Origin of the sequence: Vibrio sp. 2096 (assembly GCF_033339595.1) — a bacterium.
GTDB lineage: Bacteria > Pseudomonadota > Gammaproteobacteria > Enterobacterales > Vibrionaceae > Vibrio > Vibrio alginolyticus.
In genome coordinates, this window is record NZ_JAWOUX010000002.1 from 213,630 (window position 1) to 237,554 (window position 23,925).

21 protein-coding genes are annotated in these 23,925 nt (G+C 45.2%); 13 read left to right on the forward strand and 8 right to left on the reverse strand.

Annotated elements, in window-relative coordinates; translation table 11 throughout:
- Positions 1–243 precede the first annotated feature (243 nt).
- From torE to R7Q41_RS04295, 4 genes are all read left to right on the forward strand, one after another.
- On the forward strand, positions 244–423 hold the full coding sequence (gene torE / locus R7Q41_RS04280) for a trimethylamine N-oxide reductase system protein TorE (protein WP_005378141.1): 180 nt from the start codon (positions 244–246) through the stop codon (positions 421–423).
- A 50-nt stretch (positions 424–473) separates the two neighbouring features.
- Complete coding sequence (gene torC, locus R7Q41_RS04285; protein WP_005378139.1) at positions 474–1,658, forward strand: pentaheme c-type cytochrome TorC; 1,185 nt, start codon at positions 474–476, stop codon at positions 1,656–1,658.
- Between the two features lie 26 nt (positions 1,659–1,684).
- Positions 1,685–4,147, forward strand: coding sequence for a trimethylamine-N-oxide reductase TorA (torA, locus tag R7Q41_RS04290; RefSeq protein WP_005378138.1), 2,463 nt, complete (start codon positions 1,685–1,687; stop codon positions 4,145–4,147).
- Positions 4,148–4,345: 198 nt separating this feature from the next.
- Positions 4,346–6,085, forward strand: coding sequence for a glycoside hydrolase family 36 protein (locus tag R7Q41_RS04295; protein WP_318107972.1), 1,740 nt, complete (start codon positions 4,346–4,348; stop codon positions 6,083–6,085).
- Between the two features lie 78 nt (positions 6,086–6,163).
- On the opposite strand, the gene R7Q41_RS04300 is transcribed toward R7Q41_RS04295, so the two are convergent.
- Positions 6,164–7,378 carry a putative manganese transporter gene (locus R7Q41_RS04300; protein WP_062730704.1) on the reverse strand — a complete coding sequence of 405 codons (1,215 nt, stop codon included), beginning with the start codon at positions 7,376–7,378 and terminating at the stop codon, positions 6,164–6,166.
- A 186-nt stretch (positions 7,379–7,564) separates the two neighbouring features.
- On the opposite strand from R7Q41_RS04300, the gene R7Q41_RS04305 reads away from it, so the two are divergent.
- Entirely contained in the window at positions 7,565–8,470 is a 906-nt protein-coding gene (locus R7Q41_RS04305; protein ID WP_318107973.1) for a manganese-dependent inorganic pyrophosphatase, read from the forward strand.
- Positions 8,471–8,538: 68 nt separating this feature from the next.
- A complete protein-coding gene (locus tag R7Q41_RS04310) occupies positions 8,539–8,928 on the forward strand; it encodes a DUF2750 domain-containing protein (RefSeq protein WP_005378129.1) in 390 nt (129 codons plus the stop codon).
- A gap of 82 nt (positions 8,929–9,010) precedes the next feature.
- Here the strand turns inward: R7Q41_RS04310 and R7Q41_RS04315 are convergent, their stop codons facing one another.
- From R7Q41_RS04315 to pspF, 6 genes are all read right to left on the reverse strand, one after another.
- Complete coding sequence (locus R7Q41_RS04315) at positions 9,011–9,802, reverse strand: ATP-binding cassette domain-containing protein (protein ID WP_005393308.1); 792 nt, start codon at positions 9,800–9,802, stop codon at positions 9,011–9,013.
- Positions 9,799–10,794, reverse strand: coding sequence for an oligopeptide/dipeptide ABC transporter ATP-binding protein (locus R7Q41_RS04320; RefSeq protein ID WP_005378126.1), 996 nt, complete (start codon positions 10,792–10,794; stop codon positions 9,799–9,801). The genes R7Q41_RS04315 and R7Q41_RS04320 overlap by 4 nt, the downstream gene beginning before the upstream one ends.
- A complete protein-coding gene (locus R7Q41_RS04325) occupies positions 10,794–11,681 on the reverse strand; it encodes an ABC transporter permease subunit (RefSeq protein ID WP_005378123.1) in 888 nt (295 codons plus the stop codon). Before R7Q41_RS04325 ends, R7Q41_RS04320 begins: the two co-directional genes overlap by 1 nt.
- Positions 11,668–12,630, reverse strand: a complete 963-nt coding sequence (locus tag R7Q41_RS04330; RefSeq protein ID WP_005378122.1) for an ABC transporter permease — start codon at positions 12,628–12,630, stop codon at positions 11,668–11,670. Before R7Q41_RS04330 ends, R7Q41_RS04325 begins: the two co-directional genes overlap by 14 nt.
- Positions 12,630–14,249: an ABC transporter substrate-binding protein SapA gene (sapA, locus tag R7Q41_RS04335; RefSeq protein WP_065274377.1), complete on the reverse strand. Its 1,620-nt coding sequence runs from the start codon at positions 14,247–14,249 to the stop codon at positions 12,630–12,632. Before sapA ends, R7Q41_RS04330 begins: the two co-directional genes overlap by 1 nt.
- A 205-nt stretch (positions 14,250–14,454) precedes the next feature.
- Positions 14,455–15,462: a phage shock protein operon transcriptional activator gene (pspF, locus tag R7Q41_RS04340; protein WP_318144372.1), complete on the reverse strand. Its 1,008-nt coding sequence runs from the start codon at positions 15,460–15,462 to the stop codon at positions 14,455–14,457.
- 232 nt (positions 15,463–15,694) lie between these two features.
- On the opposite strand from pspF, the gene pspA reads away from it, so the two are divergent.
- From pspA to R7Q41_RS04375, 7 genes are all read left to right on the forward strand, one after another.
- Positions 15,695–16,366 carry a phage shock protein PspA gene (pspA, locus tag R7Q41_RS04345; RefSeq protein WP_005378119.1) on the forward strand — a complete coding sequence of 224 codons (672 nt, stop codon included), beginning with the start codon at positions 15,695–15,697 and terminating at the stop codon, positions 16,364–16,366.
- Positions 16,367–16,380: 14 nt separating this feature from the next.
- The gene (gene pspB / locus R7Q41_RS04350; RefSeq protein ID WP_005378117.1) at positions 16,381–16,614 is read left to right on the forward strand and encodes an envelope stress response membrane protein PspB; all 234 of its coding nucleotides are present in this window, start codon (positions 16,381–16,383) and stop codon (positions 16,612–16,614) included.
- Positions 16,607–16,996 carry an envelope stress response membrane protein PspC gene (gene pspC, locus R7Q41_RS04355; RefSeq protein WP_025766867.1) on the forward strand — a complete coding sequence of 130 codons (390 nt, stop codon included), beginning with the start codon at positions 16,607–16,609 and terminating at the stop codon, positions 16,994–16,996. The genes pspB and pspC overlap by 8 nt, the downstream gene beginning before the upstream one ends.
- Before the next feature lie 161 nt (positions 16,997–17,157).
- Entirely contained in the window at positions 17,158–18,189 is a 1,032-nt protein-coding gene (locus tag R7Q41_RS04360) for an efflux RND transporter periplasmic adaptor subunit (RefSeq protein WP_318144373.1), read from the forward strand.
- A gap of 1 nt (position 18,190) precedes the next feature.
- On the forward strand, positions 18,191–19,288 hold the full coding sequence (locus R7Q41_RS04365; protein ID WP_158159619.1) for an efflux RND transporter periplasmic adaptor subunit: 1,098 nt from the start codon (positions 18,191–18,193) through the stop codon (positions 19,286–19,288).
- Positions 19,285–22,395, forward strand: coding sequence for an efflux RND transporter permease subunit VmeI (vmeI, locus tag R7Q41_RS04370; protein ID WP_085569587.1), 3,111 nt, complete (start codon positions 19,285–19,287; stop codon positions 22,393–22,395). The genes R7Q41_RS04365 and vmeI overlap by 4 nt, the downstream gene beginning before the upstream one ends.
- Before the next feature lie 72 nt (positions 22,396–22,467).
- Positions 22,468–23,034 carry a DNA-3-methyladenine glycosylase I gene (locus tag R7Q41_RS04375; protein WP_005378109.1) on the forward strand — a complete coding sequence of 189 codons (567 nt, stop codon included), beginning with the start codon at positions 22,468–22,470 and terminating at the stop codon, positions 23,032–23,034.
- Between the two features lie 24 nt (positions 23,035–23,058).
- On the opposite strand, the gene R7Q41_RS04380 is transcribed toward R7Q41_RS04375, so the two are convergent.
- Complete coding sequence (locus R7Q41_RS04380) at positions 23,059–23,919, reverse strand: lipase secretion chaperone (RefSeq protein WP_222716615.1); 861 nt, start codon at positions 23,917–23,919, stop codon at positions 23,059–23,061.
- Between the last annotated feature and the right edge of the window lie 6 nt (positions 23,920–23,925).

Below are 23,925 nucleotides of genomic sequence, written 5' to 3' on the forward strand. Positions count from 1 at the left end.
GTTATTTAACAACTCCTTAAAAGACTTATTTTGTCACATCTGTTCATGTTTTTTAATAAATAACATCAATCCATCATATCTCTGGATGAGCTCAAAAAAGTGTTGAATTACAAGGTCTGAGGTCGCTTATTTGATTGAACCCTACTATTAGTATGGTCTAACATTTTCCATTAGAGATTGTAAAAAACTTAAGCTTGGTTACGCGGGCTTTTCAATAACACTAGATACAAAATAGGCAAATGTATGAGTGATGTTAATAAAATTGAGAGTGGTGAAAAACGCTCCCTGGAGTGGAAGTCGTTCCTCTTCATTGCAGTTGTTCTCTTCCCAATTCTGAGTGTGGCCTTTGTTGGCGGCTACGGGTTCATCGTTTGGATGTTGCAAGTCTTCTTCTTTGGGCCTCCAGGCGCGCACGGCATGTAAGCCAGTGAGCTCATAACCACACTTTTGAAAAGATTTTAAGAGAGCAAATAATGAAATCATTAATCATTAAACTGTGGCGTACCATGACGCGCCCAGCTGTACATATCAGCCTAGGTGTGCTGACTATGGGCGGCTTTATTGCTGGTGTTATCTTTTGGGGTGGCTTTAACACCGCTCTAGAAGCAACCAACACAGAAGAATTCTGTATTAGCTGTCACACAATGCGTGACAACGTGTACGTTGAGCTGCAAGAAACGGTGCACTGGAAAAACCACTCTGGTGTTCGTGCTACCTGTCCTGATTGTCACGTTCCACATAACTGGACAGATAAGATCGCTCGTAAGATGCAAGCTTCTAAAGAAGTATTTGCACAAGTATTTGGCAACTACGACGAACCGGGTGTGTTCGAAGAGCGTCGTATCGAACTTGCTAAACACGAATGGGATCGTTTCTCGGCAAACAAATCTCTGGAGTGTAAAAACTGTCACAACTATGAATCGATGGATTTCGAGCAAATGTCTCCTACGGCTCGTATCCAAATGAAGCAAGCCGCTGAGAAAGATCAAAGCTGTGTTGACTGTCACAAGGGTATTGCGCACAACCTACCAGCAGGCATGGACAGCATTGGCGGTATCGTGGGTGATCTAGAGGGTATGACTTCTAACACGGATTACGGCGTTGGTCAGCAACTCGTGAGCGTTCGTCACCTACCAATTTACTTTGATGCGCAAGGCAGTAAAGAAGCTGGTCTTCTTAATCCTGCATCGACCGTTAAAGTTCTTGAAGACAAAGGCGAGTTTGTTGAGATCGAAATTGACGGTTGGCGCAAAGCAAAAGGTTTTGGTCGTGTAATTCAAGAAGACTTCGGTAAGAACATTGCGACTGCGTCTCTGATGAAAGAAGCAGCAACAGACAGCAACATTGTGACGACTGGTGAGAAAAAAGTGGATGAGCTAACAGGCCTTCCTTGGGAAAAAGTAGCGGCGAAAGTATGGATTAAGAAAGAGTCTATGCTGAACGACATCAATCCTGTTTGGGAAAAATCTCGTGAAGCCTACAAGACCAATTGTTCTGTATGTCACACTCAACCTGCGGAAGCGCACTTCGACGCGAACACCTGGCCAGGTATGTTCGACGGTATGTTGGCGTTCGTTAACCTAGATACAGACAGTGAAGCACTGATCTTGAAGTATCTACAGAAACACTCTTCAGATTATGCTGAAGGTCACCACTAATAAGCGTCGGATTGGAGTAATTTTAAATGGCTATTACACGAAGAAGTTTTCTTAAAGGTGTAGCAACCACAAGTGCAGCGTCAGTAATTGGTCCTAGCTTATTGGCATCCGCCTCTGCAAATGCCGTTGAGACGACAGGTACTTGGAAAGTAACCGGTTCTCATTGGGGCGCGTTCCGCGCCCACATCTACGCGGGTAAAGTTCAAGAGATCAAGCCGCTAGAGCTAGACAAAAACCCAACAGAAATGTTGAACGGCATTAAGGGTATTATCTACAGCCCTTCACGTGTTCGTTACCCAATGGTTCGTCTAGATTGGTTGAAGAAACATAAATACAGCGCAGATACTCGCGGTAACAACCGTTTCATCCGAGTAACTTGGGATGAAGCGCTAGATTTGTTTTATCGCGAACTAGAACGTATTCAAAAAGACTACGGCCCATGGGCGCTGCATGCAGGTCAAACAGGTTGGAACCAAACGGGTTCATTTAACAACTGTACTGCGCACATGCAACGTGCAGTAGGTATGCATGGCAACTTCATCACTAAAGTAGGTGACTACTCGACGGGTGCAGGTCAAACCATTATGCCGTACGTGCTAGGCTCAACCGAAGTTTATGCACAAGGTACGTCTTGGTCTGAGATCCTAGAAAACTCTGACAACATCGTTCTTTGGGCTAACGACCCAGTGAAAAACCTTCAAGTAGGTTGGAACTGTGAAACGCATGAGTCGTTTAAGTACCTTGCACAACTAAAAGAAAAAGTGGCAAAAGGTGAGATCAACGTTCTATCTGTAGACCCAGTGAAGAACAAAACTCAGCGCTACTTAGAGAACGATCACTTGTACATCAACCCGCTGACAGACGTAGCGTTCATGCTCGCTGTGGCACACGTGTTGTACAACGAAAACCTGTACGATAAGAAATTCATTGATACTTACTGTCTAGGCTTTGAAGAGTTCATTCAATACGTTCAAGGTAAGACAAAAGACAAAGTAGAGAAGACGCCCGAATGGGCAGCAGCGATTTGTGGCGTGAAAGCGGACAAGATCCGTGAATTCGCACGCATGCTAGTCAGCGGTCGTACACAGATCCTGATGGGTTGGTGTATCCAGCGTCAAGAGCACGGTGAGCAGCCATACTGGGCAGCGGCTGTGGTTGCTGCAATGGTTGGTCAAATCGGTCTACCTGGCGGTGGTATCTCTTACGGTCACCACTACTCAAGTATCGGTGTGCCTTCTACTGGTTTCGCGGGCCCTGGTGGTTTCCCTCGTAACCTTGACCAAGGTATGAAACCGAAGTGGGACAACAACGACTTTAACGGTTACAGTCGTACTATCCCAGTTGCACGTTGGATCGACTGTCTGCTAGAACCTGGCAAAGAGATCAACTACAACGGCGGTAAAGTGAAACTGCCAGACTTCAAGATGATGGTTATCTCGGGTTGTAACCCATGGCACCACCATCAAGATCGTAACCGCATGAAGAAAGCGTTCCGCAAACTTCAAACGGTTGTAACGATCGAGTTTGCTTGGACTGCGACATGTCGTTTCTCAGATATCGTTCTACCGGCGTGTACGCAATGGGAACGTAACGACATCGACGTATACGGTTCATACTCGAACAAAGGTCTGATTGCGATGCATCGTCTCGTTGATCCATTGTTCCAATCTAAGCCTGACTTCCAAATCATGAGTGAACTCACTCAGCGTTTTGGTCGCCGCGAAGAATACACTCGTGGTATGAGCGAGATGGAATGGATCGAAAGCCTTTACAACGATTGTAAAAAAGCGAACGAAGGTAAGTTTGAAATGCCAGAATTCAACGAGTTCTGGGAGAAGAGCGTACTAGACTTCGGTGAAGGTAAACCTTGGGTTCGTCATGCGGACTTCCGTAAAGACCCTGAGCTTAACCCACTAGGTACACCGTCTGGCTTCATCGAGATTACATCACGCAAGATCGGCCGTTACGGTTACGAACACTGTCAAGAGCACCCAATGTGGTTCGAAAAATCAGAGCGTTCACACGGTGGTCCTGGTTCAGATAAATACCCATTCTGGTTGCAGTCTTGCCACCCTGATAAGCGTCTTCACTCTCAAATGTGTGAGTCTGAAGAGTTCCGCGCGACTTACGCGGTACAAGGTCGTGAGCCGGTTTACATCAACCCAGCAGATGCCAAAGCAAAAGGTATCAAAGATGGTGATTTGGTACGTGTATTCAACGGTCGTGGTCAGCTGTTAGCTGGTGCTGTTTTGACTGACAGCTACCCACGTGGCGTTATTCGTATCGAAGAAGGTGCATGGTACGGTCCTCTAAACGAGAAAGAAGGCGCAATCTGTACCTACGGTGATCCTAACACGCTAACGCAAGACATCGGTTCTTCTGAGCTTGCACAGGCGACTTCTGCGAACACATGTATCGTAGACTTCGAGAAGTTCACAGGTAAAGTGCCGCCAGTCACTTCATTTGGTGGTCCGATCGAAGTTGCTTAATTAGTGCAGTTTGCATAAATCCAAATACCAGCCTCAGGGCTGGTATTTTTTTATCAAAATTTCAGTGAGCGTTGTCTCAATAGTAACTTCATAACGTTAAACGAGACTGGTATTCGTGATGATGGTAACGAATTGGGTGAGACAAGCAGGAGATAATGCGCCAAGCTAAACAATAATAATTAAGTGAGTAGACTCTTTATGGCTCAGAGCATTCAATTAGCAAATCACACTGAGATCACTGTGAATAACAATGACTTCCAAGTTGAAGTCGAGGGTAATCAATTACATTTTTCTTTTGCTGGTCTTCACAATAAAACCTTTACGGACCGTGAAGTGTTATTCGAAATGCCGTTTTTGTACGAGCACGAGGCCGACGTAATTGGGGATGGTTTTCAAATGTTGGCGCAAACGGCGGGAACGATCAATCACCCCGTTGATATTGGTCGCTGCCCAGACAATAATCCTTCTTATCGAATCTACCCTAAAGATGCCCCTAAGCGTTATTACAACTATTTAGTGGTGGAAGGTTCAGCGGGCTACACATTATTTGGCTTCACATCGTGTCATCGCTTTGCAGGCTATTTTGATGTTGTGCTGCGTGATGGGCATTGGGTTTTATCAGCCGCAATTGATGGTGAGTTGACTCAAGTGGCGGATTGGGAAAGTAATCAACTTGAGTCCGTGGCGGTACTCTGCGGTCAATCACTGTCCGAGCTTTATCAAACCTATGGCGAGATGATTGCAGAGCATCATCCTGTTCGCCAAGGTGTGACACAAGATGCGCCTGTTGGTTGGTGTTCGTGGTACGCGTACTACGCAGACGTGACAGAGCAAAACATCATGCAGAACGTAGATTGTATGCAAGATAAGCTCGAAGACCTAGAGTGGGTACTTCTGGATGATGGCTATCAAGCCTTTATGGGCGATTGGTTAACCCCATCAGATAAGTTTTCTGGTGGCGTAAAAGAGCTCATTCATAACATCCGTGCAAAAGGAAAAAAGCCGGCAATTTGGATGGCGCCTTTCATTGCACAGCCTGAGTCGGAGATCTTCAAACAGCATCCAGAGTGGTTTGTTCGCCACAAGGATGGTGGCTTACTTAAAGCAGAAGATGTCACATACGGTGGTTGGCGATGCACGCCTTGGTACATACTCGATACCTCAAACCCAGAAGTACAAGACCATCTGACGAATGTAGTCTCTGTCATGAGACAAGAGTGGGGCGTTGAGTTGTTCAAGCTAGACGCGAACTATTGGGGCACCTTAAAAGGTGTTCGTAAACAATCTGGTATTACAGGCGTTGAGGCGTATCGCTTAGGAATGGAAGCGATTGCCAAAGGCGCTGGTGATGCGTGGCTTTTAGGTTGCAACGCGCCAATGTGGCCATCTCTGGGGCTTGTGGATGCAATGCGTGTTTCTGACGATGTAGAGCGTCATAGTCGTCGATTCGAACAGATAGCCAAAGAAACCTTTTACCGTAGTTGGCAGCATCGAAAATTGTGGCAAATTGACCCGGATTGCGCCACGTTCACTTCATTAGCTAATCAATCTGCATCCAGAGAAGAGTATGAATTTCATCGCACGGTGTTATTAGCGAGTGGTGGTTTGCTGCTGTCTGGTGACCCGCTCCCTGAGATTACGCCGTTTGCTAAGAAGACACTGTCTAAGCTCATGTTACGTCAACAACGTAACCAGCAATCTGCAAAGTTTACCGCTTTGAGTTTAAATCACGCGTTTTTAAAACTAACGACGAAGAATGACCTCCATTGTTTGTTTAATTATGCGAGTTACGGAGCGATGGAATTTACGCTGACGTCTGATCAACCGATGGACTGGTATGATTACTGGACAGGGGAAAAGCTAAACCAAGAACCTTGCCAGTTGTTAATGGTGAGCGTGGATAAAGGGCTCAATGCGAAAGCGATCGTTACAGCATAAAACGTGAAGTAAATCGCCTAATACCAAGATCAAGAAAGGAGCCTATTGCGGCTCCTTTCTCGTTTGATGCTCTGAGCGTTAGAACTCGAATAAAAAGTAATACCCGTATCCAACAATAAACGCAGGAATGGACGAGTAAATAGTCGCGACCAAAGCAGCTTTCGGTGCCATTGCAATAGCGGGGAATAGGGCGTCACCATCGTTAGAAATCGCATTGGCCAGTTGCGCAGAAAGTGGCGCTGCACCAGAAATGTATAGGCTAGTGACTAAAATTTGCGGTCCACAACCAGGCAACATACCAATGGCTAGGCCAGCTAATGGCATCCAAATTCCCCAATGAGAAAAGGTTTCTACAAGGTCGAGTCCAGAAAAATAGGTCGTCAGTTCAAACGCCAGAAACGCCACGATCACCCAAGCACTGACGAAATTCGTATCTTGTGCTGCTTTTTGAATCGGGTGTGAGTCCACGATTTTTTCATCTTCAGAGACCGTTGACTGATAATCGCCGAGCTCTTTTGTCATAGCCCACAACGACATTGTGATCACCGCGAAGATAGCGCCCAGCCATTCAATGGTATTGGCCTGCAAAGACAACAGCTGATTAATATCGATTTGGAAAGACATTAACACAGCAACGACACTAGCAGGCACAATAAGCCATTTCCAAAATGCGCCTTGTAGATTGATTGCACGTTGTTCAAGGGGTGTGTGTCGGTCTGTCTGGTGTTGGCAGCAAGCATGTGTCTGAGGTGCTTCTTTTGGTTCTGGTCGCAGAAAGTTATCAGCATGAAAAGCATTAACGACCAGCCCTGAAAGAGTACCCACGATAATGCCTAATCCAACCACGCCTAATCCTACACTTGGCTTGGCGGCAAGAAGTAAAAAGGCAGCGTCACCCATTGTTGAAGTAAGTACCGCGACAATCGCACCAAATCCCACTCGGCCACTAATAAATTGCGTTGTCACAACAATAGCGCCACCACAGCCAGGCAAAGCACCCAACAAAGAAGCAAAGAAAACCTGATGATTACGCGAGCGATGGTAGAGCTCGGTAATTCGATTGGTTTTCGACATAAAGTTTGAAAGATAATGATAAATAGCCAATGTGGCAGCAACATAGCATGACACTGCCCAGAATGAGTCGGATAGCGTCTGTACGGCAACGTCACGTGTATTTTCATTGCCTAGCAAAATGAGCATGACGATAGGGATCAGCAATCGCTTATAAGCTAAACGAAACTGAGTAGGCTGAAACAACTGTTGTGCAGAGTGTAAAAATTGGGTCGCGTTCATCGTTTACTCAAATGCAAATAGGAATAATTATCATTATATGTAAATGAGATTTATTCGCAATAGCATTGTGAACTTTTCTTCGTGTCAAACTCTCTGAAATCAGGTAAAGTATCGGCCTTTGTGAGCAAACACGCCCTAATTAACTGTATTAGGCGGCGTATAAAATTGACTTGAATAGGAAGAAACATGATTCTAGTTGTAGGTCATAAGAACCCAGACAGTGACAGTATTTGTAGTGCACTCGTTGCAACTGAACTTCTAAAAGCGCGTGGCGTTGAAGCTATGCCAATTCGCCAAGGCGAAATCAACCGTGAAACTCAGCACATCCTAGAAGTTGCTGGCGCTGAAGTTCCTGAGCTTCGCACATCAGTTGCGGGTGAGACCGTTTGGCTAGTAGATTACTCAGATCTAGCACAAGCACCAGACGATATCGCAGAAGCTGAAATTGCGGGTATTGTTGACCACCACCGCCTAGGTGACGTGATGACAGTAAACCCAATGGAAGCATGGATCTGGCCTGTTGGTTGTACCAACACTGTTCTATTCAACATGTTCAAGATTGAAGGTCACGCGATTACTCCACAAATCGCTAAGCTAATGATGTCAGCAATTCTATCTGACACAGTAGGCTTCGCTTCTCCAACTTGTACACAAAAAGACAAAGGTGCCGTTGCTGAGCTAGCGGTAATCGCAGACGTACAAGATGTTGACGCATTCACTAAAGATCTTCTAATTGCTAAGACAAACATCGAAGGTCTATCTGCGGCTGAGCTTGTTGAGAAAGACCTTAAAGGTTACCCATTCAACGGTCGTGACGTAGTGGTTGGTCAGGTTGAACTTGCAACTCTTGAGCAAGTTGACGGTATGATCGAAGCACTAGAAGCAGACCTAGAATCTCGTTGTGAGAAAGATAACCTAGCGTTCGCTGCTGTAATGCTAACAGACATCACGACTGCTCAAACTCGTCTTCTATACAAAGGTGAGTGGGCTGAGAAGCTTGTTAAGCACGAAAAAGACGGCATGCTAATGATGGAAAACACGCTAAGCCGTAAGAAGCAAGGTTGGCCTTGGCTTCAAACTGAACTAGCTTAATTTTCTAGCATATACTTTAAATGCCCGCTTAGCTGCGGGCATTTTTCTATGGGAAATAGGAGACGAATATGTCTGAGCAGCTGACCCAAGAGCAGATGGATACCATTAATCGCTACAACGAAGAGCAACGTTTAAAGTACTGCGTAAAAGAGATTGTGGCGAATCGTAAGGTTTGGATTCTGAAAGACGAACATGGCTGTGTCATGTTAAATACAGAAGATGATGATTGTGTACCAGTATGGCCAAACGAAGAATTTGCTTTGCAATGGGCGAATGGTGATTGGGAAGATTGCGAGCCTGAGGCGATCTCTTTAAACAAGTGGCACAGCCGTTGGACCTCTGGTCTAGAGGATGACGAGCTATCGATTGTTGTATTCCCAAATCAAAATGAAGAAGGGGTCGTATTGTTTCCTGACGAGTTTGATTTTGAACTGCGCAAACAAGCGAGCCGCCGTTAGTTTTTTGATTAGTACCCATGCAATAAAGAAGCCTGCGTTAAAGCAGGCTTCTTTACATTTGCACGATCACATCTTTGATAAGCTATTTTGTTTGATGGCTTGGCGCTTTATAAAAGTGGCTTTCGACTAGTCGTTGAGTAATAGGATGCTCGGGATGAGTAAGTACTTGGTTGGTCTCGCCAAACTCGACCACTTCACCTTCATGCATCACCATCACTTTATCAGTAATATGCTTAACAATGCCAATGTGCTGAGACACGTACACAAATGACAATCCCATCTCTTCTTGCAACTCGAGGAATAAGTTAATGATCTGTGAGCGCATTGCCATATCCAAACCGTTTAACGCCTCATCAGCGACAATGATGGAAGGTTGAAGAATAAGTGCACGAGCCAAACACACGCGCTGTTTTTGACCGGCAGCTAGCATTTGTGGATAAAAATAGGCGTGCTCAGGCAGCAATCCTACGCGGAGCAAGGTGTTCTTTACACGCTGCATGCGCGCATCTGGCGGCATGTTGGTATTTCGCTTTAGCGGACCTTCTAAAATACGACCAATCTGGATACGTGGGTTTAACGATGTGTTTGGATCTTGGAAAATCATGCGGATGAGCTTGCAGCGTGTCGCGTAATCTTTGTGCTCCAATCGTTCGCCATTCACACGGATCTCTCCGGAGCTTGGTTCAACAACGCCAGCAAGCATACGAGCTAGTGTGGATTTTCCTGACCCGTTTTGACCAATAAAACCAATAGTTTGTCCTGGCTCTAAAGTAAAGCTTACCGGTTTAACTGCCTCATTAACCTGACGTTTGAACAGACGGGAGCGCGTAACAAATTGCTTCGATAAATTATCGACTTCAAGTAACGCACTCATGACTTTTTCTCCGTGTTCAATGGAAAGTGGCAGTTAAATTTATGATTCTTAATTCGTCTGGTGTGTGGAATTTCTACACATTGTTTCTGCGCATATGGGCAACGTGGTCCGAGGCGACAACCGATAGGTAGATGCTGCAATGGCGGAATCGAGCCCGGTAGGGATTGGAGTTTTTGCTTGTGTGGTACCCAATCATTAAAGTCAGGCATCGCTTTAAGCAAGGCATCGGTGTACGGGTGCTTGGGTGCCGCAATGATTTTACTGGTATCGGCAGACTCCACCGACTGACCACAATACATTACCGTAATACGTCCTGCCCACTGTGTTATGGTCGCTAAGTCGTGGCCGATAAGCAAAATGGTTGTGTTATTAAGTTGGTTCATGCGGCTCAACAGACGCAAAATTTGCGATTGAGTAATCGGGTCTAAGTCGTTGGTTGGCTCATCTGCGATCAGCAACTTTGGTTTGGTCGCTATCGCCATGGCAATCATGACTTTTTGACACTCACCATCAGTCAGTTCATAAGGGTAGCTACCCATTAAACGCTTGTGATCTTTAATACCCACTTTATGCAAAAGCGCGATGGCCTGTTTTTTACGCCATTTAAATCGCTCCCACCATTTCCCTTCAAATGCGCGAGATGGAATGGATTCAATCAATTGACGCCCGACTTCCTCTGAAGGGTCAAGACAAGTTGAAGGCTCTTGGAAAATCATCGCAATATCACGAGCAATGACGCGCCGACGCTCTTTTGGTGTAAGCTGAAGCAAGTCAATATTGCCAAGGCGCATACGGTCTGCGGTGATGCGCCAGTTATCTTTACTTACCCCGACAATCGCTTTTGCAACTAAGCTTTTCCCTGAACCAGACTCACCTACAAGACCACGAATTTCGCCTTCGTTCAAAGTTAGGCTCATTCGGTCAACGGCTTTGACCAACCCTTGAGGTGTTTCGATCTCAATGGTCAAATGTCGAATATCTAACAACGGCATTATTCGATCCCCGCATTAAGCGCTTGACGTACACCTTCACCTACTAAGTTTAGGGTAATAACAGTAAACATGATGGTCAGGCCGGGTAGGGTCACTGTCCAAGGTGCAATATAAATAAGCTCGACAGAGTCACCTAATATTGCTCCCCACTCGGTGCTTGGTGCCTGTGCGCCTAGGCCAAGAAAACCCAGTGCCGTAATATCTAAAATCGCAGCAGAGAGCGCGAGTGTGATTTCAGCGGCAATGACCGTCAGAATGTTAGGAAGAATTGAACTCCACAGTAAGTAGAAATCATTAGCGCCATCAAGGCGTGCTGCCATTATGTAGTCTTTTTCAACTTCGGTGTGGACTGCTATATAAACGGAGCGAATAAAACGCGGAATCAAAGCCAAGCAGATTGCGAGTAAAATATTGAACCCACCAAAGCCTAGAAATGCCACAAAAATGATTGCTAATAAGAGCGACGGGATCGACATGACGGTATCGAGCAAGTGGTTGAGAGTACTCGACAGTAAGCCTTTCGTCATACCTGCCAATACGCCAATTAAACAGCCTACAACGGCAGCAATTGCGGTGATGGCGACAGCAGCGCCAAATGTCAGCTGAGAGCCCATAATCAGGCGCGAAAGAATATCTCTACCTAAGTCATCGGTCCCCAAAAAGTAATCAACCGTTCCTGCTGGGGCCCATGATGGCGGCACAAGCAACTCACCTGACTGTGCTTGGGCGTCAAATGGTGCAAGTAGGGGGGCAAAAATGGTAATAAGGACGATAAACACCAAGCACCACAAGCCAAACATGGCTAGTCCGTTGGCGCGGTAGCTTCGCCAAAAACGCTCAAACTGTGTTGGAATACGCTCTTCCTGATAAACGTTATTTGTTAGCATACCATTCCTTTCGAACTAAAGGGTTAATCATCGCGCCAATCAAATCCGAGAGTATGTTAGCGGTAAGAACCAAAGTCGCAAGTACCATCACGCCAGCTTGGATAGATGCATAGTCTTGGCTTGCTAGCGCATCTAAAAGCCAACGACCAATACCTGGCCAGTTAAAAATAGACTCCGTGATGATAGCTAAGGTAATCATACTCGAAAGTTGAACACCAACTTTGGGAATGATAGGCGGTATCGCATTCCGCAATACATGTTGAGTTACGATTTCGCGGTTAGAAAGACCTTTGATTCTCGCTGCACGGATGTAGTTTTGGCTCATCACTTCCGCTACCGAGGAACGCATTAGTCCGACAACCTGGGTGGTTGGAGCCAAAGCGAGCACCAAACATGGCAGCACCATATGCTCAATAACGCTTTGCAGTGCATGAGCGCGGTATTCGCCTTTCGCCATGAATGCGTCGATAATGGCAAACCCGGTTACATGATCAATTTCGTAAAGTAAATCATACCGTCCCGCAACGGGAAAGAGTTGGTATTCCAATGAAAAGACCATGATAAGTAACAGAGCAACCCAAAAGATTGGGGCGGAATAACCAGACATTGACATGAATGAAATGCTGGTATCGAGCCATTTACCTTGCTTCATCCCAGCCACGGTTCCAAGTGGAATGCCGATCAAAAGGGACACCAAAAAGGCAAAGAAACACAATTCCAAAGTGGCTGGGAATACAACGGCGAGCTCGTCGTAAATCGCATTGCCGTTTTTACTTATGCCAAAATCGAGTTGAGAAAGGTTGATCAAGTAAGTTTGCCAGCCAGACCAAAAATCAACGTTTGCCCAGTGCGAGAGAGGGTCAAGGCGCAGCAGAGAAAAACCCACTAATGTAAGGATCATCAAAGTGATGATAAATAGGTTAAAGCGTCGAACGGTATACCAAAACATCAGTGAATTCTCTCAACTCTATCAAACGGTTGGGCATTGAAAGGGCTTGATTTGAAGCCTGTCAGCGATTTGTCGTGCACACGGAACTGCACGCCATGCGCCAGAGGAATAACCGGGAACTCTTGATTCAAAATGTTCTGTGCTTGGCGATATAGGTTCAAACGGTAACGCGGTTCTTGAGTTTCTAAAGCCAAATCGAGCAAGAAATCGAAGTCATCGTTACACCACATGGACACGTTAAGGCCAACGCGGTCAGACTCGCAAGATAATAAAGGGCGGAAAAAGTTGTCAGGATCCCCGGTATCACCAATCCAACCAGTTAAAAGTAAATCGATATCGTTGATGTTCTCCAAATCCACACGTTCAAACCTATCATCGGTAAGTAGCGTTAATTTAACCCCAATATCGGCAAAATTCGCTTGGATTAGCTCTGCGGTCTTGCGAGGGCTTGGGTTAAAAGCACGTGGTTCAAGTGGTACCCACATGGTCAATTCTAGGCCGTCTTCGTAGCCTGCATCTCGAAGTAGTGCCAATGCATAATTCCGGTCATAACGAATTTTTACGCTGTCTTTTTGATAAGCCCATGAATTAGGTGGTAGCAAGGTATAAGCTTGGGAGCCAGTTCCGTAGTAAACCGAATCTAAAATATTTTGACGGTTGATCGCTAAGTTAAGAGCTTGGCGAACTCGAGCATCACTCAGCGCGGTGGTTTCTGTGTTTATCGCAATAAAGGAAACGTTGTTAGCTGGTGTAGCCGTCAGCTCAAGGTTGTCATTTTCTTGAATGACAGGTATTTGGCTCGAAATAGGTGAAGAGAGTACGTCACACTCGTTTCTTAAAAGTTTAGCTAATGTACCCGTCCCTCTGTGAGAGATATCGAACACCACTTGTTCCATTTTTGCTGGTGACTTCCAGTAATTTGAATGACGCTCTAATCGAATCAAGTCGTTCACTTGGTACTCTTTTAATTGATAAGGGCCGGTACCGATAGGAAGTTGGTCGATTTCTTCTTTATGATCTTTTGCAGCCAATTGCTGTCCATACTCCGAAGACAAGATAACCGCATGGCTGGTAGCAATATTGGCCAAGAAAGAAAAGTTTGGCTGAGATAACGTAAACCTTACCGTATGCTCATCTATTGCAACCACGTCTTGGAGTAGGTTTTGAAAATCTAACCCTGCAAACCATGGATAAAAACCACCACCTACTTGGTGAAAAGGATGGTCTACATCGATGATTCGCTTGAAGCTAAATACCACATCTTTTGCATTCAATGGGCGAGTGGGTGTGAACCAAGGTGTGGTTTGGAATTTAACACCACGTTTAAGCTTAAACGTGTATTCCGTCCCTGATTCATTTACTGACCAACTCTCGGCGATGCTTGCCACGGGCTGATGTGATTTAGGATCGAGCGTGAGCAGCGTATCGTACAGCTGCGGGCTCAGAGCCTCTGCGGTAATACCGCTATCAATAAGCTGAGGGTTAAACGTGGTCGGCTTACCTTGTCCGCAAAACACAAAGCCAGCTTTGCGAATATCATTGTGGTCAATTTCATCGCCACAAGCGGTCAGTAGGCTAATCCCAATAAGGCTCAGCGATAATCTTATAAAAGCATTCATAATATGAAATGTTCATTGGATCTTGCTCGTTTCGTTTGATCTTACTCTTTCAAAGCTAACAAGCGAAAATGATCTCGCTAATTTATCACCTTTGTGAACTCGCTCCAAACATAAAATCCATACACTGTAAGGTGTTATGCCATAAATGCATGCGAATTAGAGCGCAGTCACGAGCTCGTGTATTGATTGAGTACTCTCGGTCAAGTTAGCTTTGTCCGACCAAACCATATTTTCTAACCATCCCTCGTAATTGGTGATAGCTCAAGCCAAGTAGCTCGGCTGCTTGTCGTTGATTAAACTTGGCTTCTTCCAACGCACGATTGAGTAAATGGATATCTTGTTCCTCTTGCCATTGTTTATAGTCTAGAGGGAATTGGATGGTGTTGCTTGATGCTTCCTCTTCTTGTTGTTCTGCTTGTGTTGCACTATGGCCAAGCGCGCTGTGCCAAACCGTTTCAAAAGGATTGAAAACCAGTTCATCAATTGGGTGAGCATTCAGACCATGTTGGTAAATCGCACGTTCAATCACGTTTTTTAGTTCGCGGACGTTACCGGACCATTCATATTCAATAAGCGACTGCTGCGCTTTTGGCGTAAAACCGACAAAGTATTCCAGTTGCAGTTCACGACACATTTTCATCGCGTAGTGCTCTGCTAAAGAGAGAATGTCCTCTTTGCGCTCGCGAAGAGGCGGTAACATAATGACATCGAAGGCTAGCCTGTCGAGCAGATCTGCACGAAAATCACCTTGCTCTGCCAATTTTGGTAGGTCGGCATTGGTTGCACAAACAAGTCGAACATCCGCATTTAGAGCGGTATGACCGCCAACTCGCTCATATTCACCATATTCAATGACACGTAATAGCTTTTCTTGAACCCAAAGTGGTGCGGTTGCCAGTTCGTCAAGAAACAAAGTACCGCCCTCGGCACGCTCGAAACGCCCTTTATGCTTACCTTTAGAGCCCGTGAAGGAGCCGGATTCATGTCCAAACAATTCGGAATCTATTAGCCCTTCGCTTAATGTCGCACAGTTGAGTGATAGTAGTGGTTTATCCCAACGTCTTGATAAATAATGCAAACGCTGAGCGATGAGTTCTTTACCCGTACCTCGTTCACCAATGATGAGGACAGGGCGCTCAATGGGTGCAAGTTGTGATACTTTATCTAGTACAGCGAGAAAAGCAGGTGATTCACCAATCAGGTTTTGCTTCATAAAGTCCTTCTTATTTAACAGCCGAGCCATGATTCAGGGATAGAGTTGGTAAATTTCACCAACAGTTGGTGAAAAACATCATAGCACAATAGTGTGTAACGACAACAAAATGAATAATACTCTGATTTAAAAGAAAATTATAAGTTGGCACGTTACTTGTTATATATTCAGGGAGACACAAGGTTAATCACCACCTTGTCGAGTTTTAATAGGAAAAAAGAGGAGTTCCGTTATGGGTATTTTTTCTCGATTTGCAGATATCGTTAACTCAAACATCAGTGCATTACTGGACAAGGCGGAAGATCCTGAAAAAATGATCCGTCTTATCATCCAAGAAATGGAAGACACACTTGTTGAAGTGCGTACTAACTCGGCTAAAGCGATTGCAGACAAGAAAGAGTTGGCTCGTAAGGTTGAAACGTTAGAAGAGCAAATTGGCGAATGGGGCCAAAAAGCGAGCTTAGCATTAGTGAAAGAGCGTGAAGATCTAGCTCGTGCAGCGTTAATTGAAAAGCAAAAGCTAGAGCAAGTGATTAAAGGCCTCCACACTGAGCAAACCTTAGTGGAAGAAACGATCGATAAGCTTACTGGCGAGATTGGTAAGTTGGAAAGCAAAATTGCCGAAACGCGCGCAAAACAGCAAGCACTAGCAATTCGTAACCAAACTGCATCTAACCGTCGTGATGTGCAAAAACACCTGCACACTAGCCGTACTAATGAAGCGATGGCGAAATTTGAGCAGTACTCACGTAAAGTGGATGAAATGGAAGCGGAAGCAGACCTGTATGCTCAAACTGGTAATGCTAAATCGCTAGAACAAGAGTTTGCAGAGTTGCAGGCACAAGACGAAATTGAAAAAGAGTTGGCAAAGCTGAAAGAACAGATGTCATCGAAAGATAAATAAGAAAGGAGCCATTTATGTCGGCATTTTTTATAGCAGGACCAGTGATTGTCTTTTTAATCTTTGTCGCTCCACTATGGCTCTTCTTACACTATCGCAGCAAACGCAAAACAGATAGTGCACTGTCGAGCCAAGATTTAGAGCGCCTTCAGGTACTATCTGAAAAAGCGGAAGCGATGCAGTCCCGAGTTGATACATTGGAGCGCATCTTGGATGCTGAGTCACCAACATGGAGACGCAAGTATGAATAATCGAGAACTGTATCGTGATCCAGTAAATGGCAAAATCTCCGGTGTTTGCGCCGGAATTGCCAACTACTTTGGTGCAGAAGTTTGGTTGATTCGTATTGTAGTGATTTCTGCAGCGCTGTTAGGTGGTACGTTTTTGGTATTGTTAGCGTACATCGCGATGGCGTTTATGTTAGAAAAGCAACCAGTAACGTATTCTGAAAATATCAGAGCGCAGCAAGAGCATACGCTCAAAAGTAAGCCTTGGCAGAAAGGGCAAAGCCCTGATCAACTGCTCAGTGTGTTGGAAAGGGATTTTGACCGTCTTGATGGCAAAATTCGTAACATGGAAGCTTATGTTACGTCTGATACATATAGGGTGAACAGAGAATTCAGTAAGCTTTAGGCATTTTGTATCCAAAGAAGATTTAACTGAAGCAGGCATAAAGCCTGCTTTTTTATCACAAATTACTAATTTTAAAGCACTATTAATCTTTTCTGCTCTGGAAGTTCGTTCAAAATTCATCTACTTTAAAAATAATCCCCCAATTTTTATGGATGAATGTAATGAGAAAATTGCTCATTCCTATTGCCATCTCGGCTGTCTTGTCGGGGTGCGGTAAAGAACTTCCTCCTGTTCCTGAACCTGAATCGCGCCCTGCGAAGCTATTTACAGTATCTGTTGGCAATGCCCAGTTTGAGCGACATTTTCCTGCCACGACGGAAGCTGGCGATAGAGCAGTACTGACATTTCGAGTTCCTGGGCTTCTTCAAACGATAGAAGTGAATGAAGGTCAAGTCGTTAGTAAAGGTGATGTTTTGGCGTCATTAAAACCAGATGAATATTCTCTGCTCGAACAGCAAGCTCGGGCAAATTTTTTGCTCGCAGATGTGCAATACAAGCGATACCAAAAGCTACGTAAAGACCAAGTAGTATCTGAGCAAGATTTTGATGAGGCAAAAGCGAATCACAACTCAGCAAAAGCTCAATGGAATCAAGCAAAGGCAAACTTAAGATATACCAAACTTGTCGCGCCATATGATGGCACTATTTCGTACATTCCAGCAGAAAACCATGAATATGTTGCCGCGAAAGAAGGGGTGATGAATATTCAGTCCAACCAACTCCTCAAAGTGATATTCCAAATCCCAGACTATCTTCTAAATCGTTACGCGCAGGGGAGCGATGTCTCTGCCAGAATGATATTTGATGCGTTCCCCGAGCGAGCCTTTGACTTAACCTTTCAGGAAATCGATACAGAAGCCGATCCTAAAACGGGCAGTTACAAAGTCACGATGGTCATGGAGCGACCAGCAGAAATAGGCCTTTTGCCGGGAATGTCTGGCAATGCTTACCTCCTGTCCAAAAGTGCAGGAGCGACAAAGATTCCTAACTCCGCGTTGCTAGAAGAGAACGGCAAAACGTACGTTTGGCGTGTCGATGAGCAAGGCATTGTGTCTAAAGCCGCAATTGAGATGAATGACAAAAATCAAGTGTTAGCTGGGCTTAACGATGGCGACCAAATCATTATCTCGGGTGTCAGTGTAATTGAACCCGGAATTAAGGTAAGAGCGTGGATTAAGGAAAGAGGGTTGTAATATGAAAGGAATCATCTCTCTAGCGACTTTACTTTCAACGCTTTTTCTCGTTGGCTGTGGGGATAAGGCGCCAGAAAAAGAGCTCGAAACGCCACGAGTTAGAGTTACGTCATTAGCGGGAAACAAGGTGGATGACAACTTGTACTTCCCTGCGGTTGCGAATGCAGCGGATCGCTCTCATTTGAGCTTCAGAGTGACAGGAGAAGTCAGCCGCATCATGGTAAAAGAGGGCGACAAAGTCACGAAGGGTGATGTTATTGCAACGCTAGATCCCACTGACTATGAGTTGGATGTAGATAATGCGAGTGCGCGTTTTTCTGTTGTCGACAGTCAGTATCGCCGCTCACGCCCTTTGGTTGATAAAGGCCTATTAGCTAAGTCTCAGTTTGATGAAATTGCAGCACAACGACAAATCGCCTTAGCAGAGCTTCAGTTAGCCAAACTTCGTCTATCATTTACTGCCTTAAAAGCGCCCGTGGATGGGATTATTTCGCGAGTTAATATCGACCAATTCGAAAATGTTCAAGTCGGACAGCATATCGTTAATATTCACAGCTTGGAGCGAGTCGAAGTGTTGATTCAGCTTCCAGACCGCCTCTATGTGAACCAACCGCCAACGGAAGAGAGGCTCACCGCGATCAAAGCATTGGTGCGCGTGCCCAGCGGTAACGAATACAACGCGACGGTAAAAGAGTTTACGACGGAGCCCGATCCAACAACAGGTACGTTTACTGTCACACTGTCGCTTCCTATGCCGGAAGAAGAGTACATCCTAGATGGGATGGCTGTTGAAGTAACGTCTAAAGACGAGAATGTTGGGCTTGATCTCAACCTAGGAATTAATGTCCCTATCGAAGCCATTTTTAATGCGGATGGTGACGAGCTGGGGCGCGAAAACAAATTTGTTTGGGTACTGAATGACGACAATACGGTATCGCGCAAACAGGTGCGAGCAGGTAAGGCATCTAAAACGTCCATTCAAATCCTTGATGGTCTCATGCTCAAAGACAAAGTTGTGATTGCCGGTGTTTCTCGATTAAGGGATGGCATGAAAGTGGAAGTGATACAGGAAATGGCTACGCAGGAGGCCGGTCTATGAGCGATCTTAATAAGTCAGTGCCTCAAAGTGATGATGATGTGACCGGTATTGCTGCGTACTTCATCCGAAATCGCGTCATCAGTTGGATGGTTGCACTGATATTTTTGATTGGTGGTATCGCCGCATTCTTTGGGTTAGGGCGTCTTGAGGACCCTGCTTTTACTATTAAAGATGCGATGGTAGTGACCTCTTACCCTGGTGCGACACCGCAACAAGTCGAAGAAGAAGTGACGTACCCAATCGAAAAAGCGATTCAGCAGCTTACTTATGTTGATGAAGTAAATTCGATTTCTAGCCGAGGATTATCGCAAATCACGGTCACGATGAAGAACAATTATGGCCCTGATGATCTGCCACAAATCTGGGATGAGTTACGCCGTAAAGTGAACGACCTTAAAGGGACGTTGCCTCCAGGTGTGAATGAACCTCAAGTGATCGATGATTTTGGTGATGTTTACGGGATTTTGTTAGCGGTGACTGGCGACGGTTATAGCTATAAAGAGCTACTGGATTACGTCGATTACTTACGCCGAGAGCTCGAACTGGTTGATGGCGTGAGTAAAGTTTCGGTATCTGGGCAACAGCAAGAGCAAGTGTTCATCGAAGTATCGATGAAAAAATTGAGCAGTATAGGTCTTGCTCCGGATACCGTGTTTAATCTTCTTTCGACGCAAAACGTAGTTTCTGACGCAGGAGCGATCAGAATTGGTGATGAGTACATCAGAATTCAGCCGACTGGCGAGTTCCAGAGTGTGGATGAGCTAGGCGATTTGTTGATTACTGAGTCGGGTGCTCAGGGGCTCATCTTCTTGAAAGATGTGGCGGAAATAAAACGTGGTTACGTAGAAGTCCCGAATAATATTATTAATTTTAACGGAAGTCTTGCACTAAACGTCGGCGTTTCTTTTGCTGAAGGCGTCAACGTCGTTGAAGTCGGAAAAGCATTTGATCATCGCCTTGCCGAGCTAAAGTACCAGCAACCTGTCGGTATCGAAATTTCGGAAATCTATAGTCAGCCGAAAGAAGTGGATAAATCGGTTAGCGGTTTTGTTGTGAGCTTGGCTCAAGCTGTCGGTATCGTCATTATCGTACTTCTGTTCTTTATGGGGCTACGTTCTGGGCTACTAATCGGTTTAATCTTGCTGCTGACGGTGCTGGGTACGTTCATTTTCATGAAGTATCTCGCGATAGATTTACAGCGGATTTCATTAGGTGCCTTGGTTATCGCGTTAGGTATGCTGGTGGACAATGCCATCGTTGTGGTTGAGGGGATTTTGATTGGTACTCAAAAAGGGCGAACTCGACTCCAAGCAGCGACCGACATTGTTACCCAAACAAAATGGCCATTACTTGGGGCAACTGTGATTGCGGTAACTGCATTTGCGCCAATTGGACTGTCTGAAGACTCGACGGGCGAATACTGTGGCACTTTGTTTACGGTTCTGCTGATCTCTTTAATGTTGAGCTGGTTTACCGCTATCTCGTTGACACCATTCTTTGCTGACATCTTCTTTAAAGGCCAGAAGATTAAACAAGGTGAAGGGGAAGAAAATGATCCATATAACGGGGTTATTTTCGTTATTTATAAAAAGTTTCTTCAGTTTTGTATGCGTCGTGCTTGGTTTACCGTTGTAGTGCTGATTGCGGGATTAGCGGCAAGTGTTTACGGGTTCACCTTTGTGAAGCAAGCGTTTTTCCCATCTTCGACAACGCCGATTTTTCAGTTAGATGTATGGATGCCAGAAGGAACTGATATTCGAGCAACTAACACAACGCTTAAAGAGTTAGAAAGTTGGTTAGCTAAGCAAGAGCATGTTGACCATATCACGACGACCGCGGGTAAAGGCTTACAGCGCTTCATGTTAACGTACGCGCCAGAGAAAAGTTATGCGGCTTATGGTGAGATAACCACTCGTATGGAAAATTACGAAGCGTTAAAACCATTAATGGCGAAGTTTCGAGAGTATTTAAAAGCCAACTACCCAGAAATCAATTACAAGCTCAAACAGATTGAGTTAGGCCCTGGTGGTGGTGCAAAAATTGAAGCTCGCATTATTGGTTCAGATCCAACCGTCCTTCGTACGATAGCCGCTCAGGTCAAGGACATCATGTACGCCGATCCTCAGGCAACAAATATCAGGCATGATTGGCGTGAACGAACCCAAGTTCTTGAACCGCAGTTTAACGAAAGTCAGGCACGTCGCTATGGCATTACAAAATCAGATGTCGATGACTTCTTGTCCATGTCATTTTCTGGAATGACGATAGGCCTTTACCGAGACGGCACGACGCTCATGCCTATCGTGGCTCGCTTACCTGAAGATGAACGTATTGATATTCGTAACATCGAAGGCATGAAAATATGGAGTCCAGCACAGAGTGAGTTTATTCCACTTCAACAAGTCACAATGGGTTACGACATGCGTTGGGAGGATCCTATTATTGTGCGTAAGAACCGTAAGCGTATGCTCACTGTGATGGCAGACCCTGATATTCTAGGTGAAGAAACCGCATCGACGTTGCAAAAACGTTTACAGCCCCAAATCGAAGCGATTCAAATGCCTCCTGGCTATTCACTAGAGTGGGGTGGTGAATACGAATCTTCTGGTGATGCTCAAGAGTCGCTGTTTACTACCATGCCAATGGGGTACTTGTTCATGTTCTTGATCACTGTATTCCTATTTAACTCTATCAAAGAACCACTCATTGTTTGGCTTACCGTGCCGCTGGCGTTAATTGGTGTCACCACCGGTTTGTTGGCACTCAACACGCCGTTTGGCTTTATGGCATTGCTCGGCTTCTTAAGCTTATCGGGAATGGTGCTCAAAAATGGCATCGTATTACTTGACCAAATTGAAATTGAAATGAAGTCCGGTAAAGAGGCTTATGACGCGGTCGTTGATGCTGCGGTGAGTCGCGTCCGTCCCGTTTGTATGGCAGCTATCACGACGATCCTTGGTATGATCCCACTGTTGCCAGATATTTTCTTCAAACCAATGGCGGTTACGATTATGTTTGGTTTGGGTTTTGCGACAGTCCTGACACTGATTGTCGTGCCAGTGTTGTATCGTTTGTTCCATAAAGTGGCAGTACCGAAACAGGCTTAGTGCTACTGATATAACGATGAAAAGTATTGCGCCTCTAGCTCATCAGTTAGAGGCGCTTTTTAAGGAAGAATAATGACAGAACAAAAAACGTGTGCGTGGGCGATGAATCACCCATTAGAGCGCGAATATCATGATTCCGAATGGGGCGTGCCAGTATATGACGACCAAGTCCTGTTTGAATTTATTACTTTGGAAGGTGCGCAAGCTGGTCTTAGTTGGATCACCATCCTTAAAAAGCGCGAAGGTTACAGAGAAGCGTTCGAGAATTACGATCTAGATGCGTTGGAACAAAGAAATGAAGAACGCGCTGAATACATCGTGGAAAACTTCGATGTTGTGAGACATCGCGGAAAGATTAACTCGGTATTCAGTAATGCCAAAGCGGCCAAAGCGTTAATTGCTGAATACGGGAGTTTATCAGACGCGTTGTGGCAGTTCGTGGACGGTGAACCAATCGTCAATCAATGGCAACATATGAGTGACGTACCAGCTTCGACAGAGCAATCCAAAGCCATGAGTAAATTTCTAAAAAAGAAAGGCTTCAAGTTTGTCGGTGAAACCATCTGTTATGCTTTCATGCAAGCCGTCGGCATGGTGGATGACCATATCGTGGGATGTCCTAAAAAGCAGAATAAGTAACGTTTGGCGATTAAGCTAATGTTGTTAGTTCTGGCTATCATGAATACGTTCCAAAGCTTCGATTCGACGCCATTGAGTGGCATCGAAGCTTTGTTTTCTTAAAGAAATGATTTCTGCCTGTTTTTCGTCTTGCCCTAGAAAATCCCTATTCAGAATATTTTGACGCTGTTTTAAGTAAGTGGCGAGTTGAGTCTCAAATGATGCTCTTTGCTCATCAAGCTTTTGCAGCCTCTGCGCTCCGGCATCTCCTACCAGAGCAACACGGGCGATGTACTTGTCTTGTGAATCAAGCTGAGAAGCTTGCTCGAGCTGCTTTGCTAATGCGTTATTGCGTTCACTTTCTCGTATGTAATCCGGTTGTTCTGATAACGCTTGATTAAGAAGGTGTGTTTGACTCTCGATATCCGATGCCTGTGTTTTAATCGTCAGCTTTTCTAAAGCAAGTTGGCGAAGTCGGTTTTCTTCGTCAAACAATTGGGTTATCTGCACCTCGTTAAAGTATTGAAGCTGTAAGTTCAGTATTGCTTCATTCAGCATGGTTAACTGTTCAAGCGTTAGGTGGTTGTGCTCAAAAGGCTCTAATGCAGTGAGTGCTTGCTTGTAGGAAAGGTAGGCTTGAAAAAGTGTGGCATCAATATTCAGAGTTTGCTTTGCTAAAGTGTCATCATTGACTTCCGCTTTGATCGTATCGAGATCTTCTTCGCCCAGCCGGCTAAGAGAATATTCGAAGAAGTCTTTTGGGGAAGAGACATCGGCGGCTATATCTTGCTGAGATGGCGAATGGTTAGAGGTTATCTCTTGTTGTTTGTCGCTTTGTAACAGAGAAAGCGCTCCCACGCCAAATATCGAGAGCAGGATAAAAGTGGTGAGAGCGACTTTCTTCATTGTGAT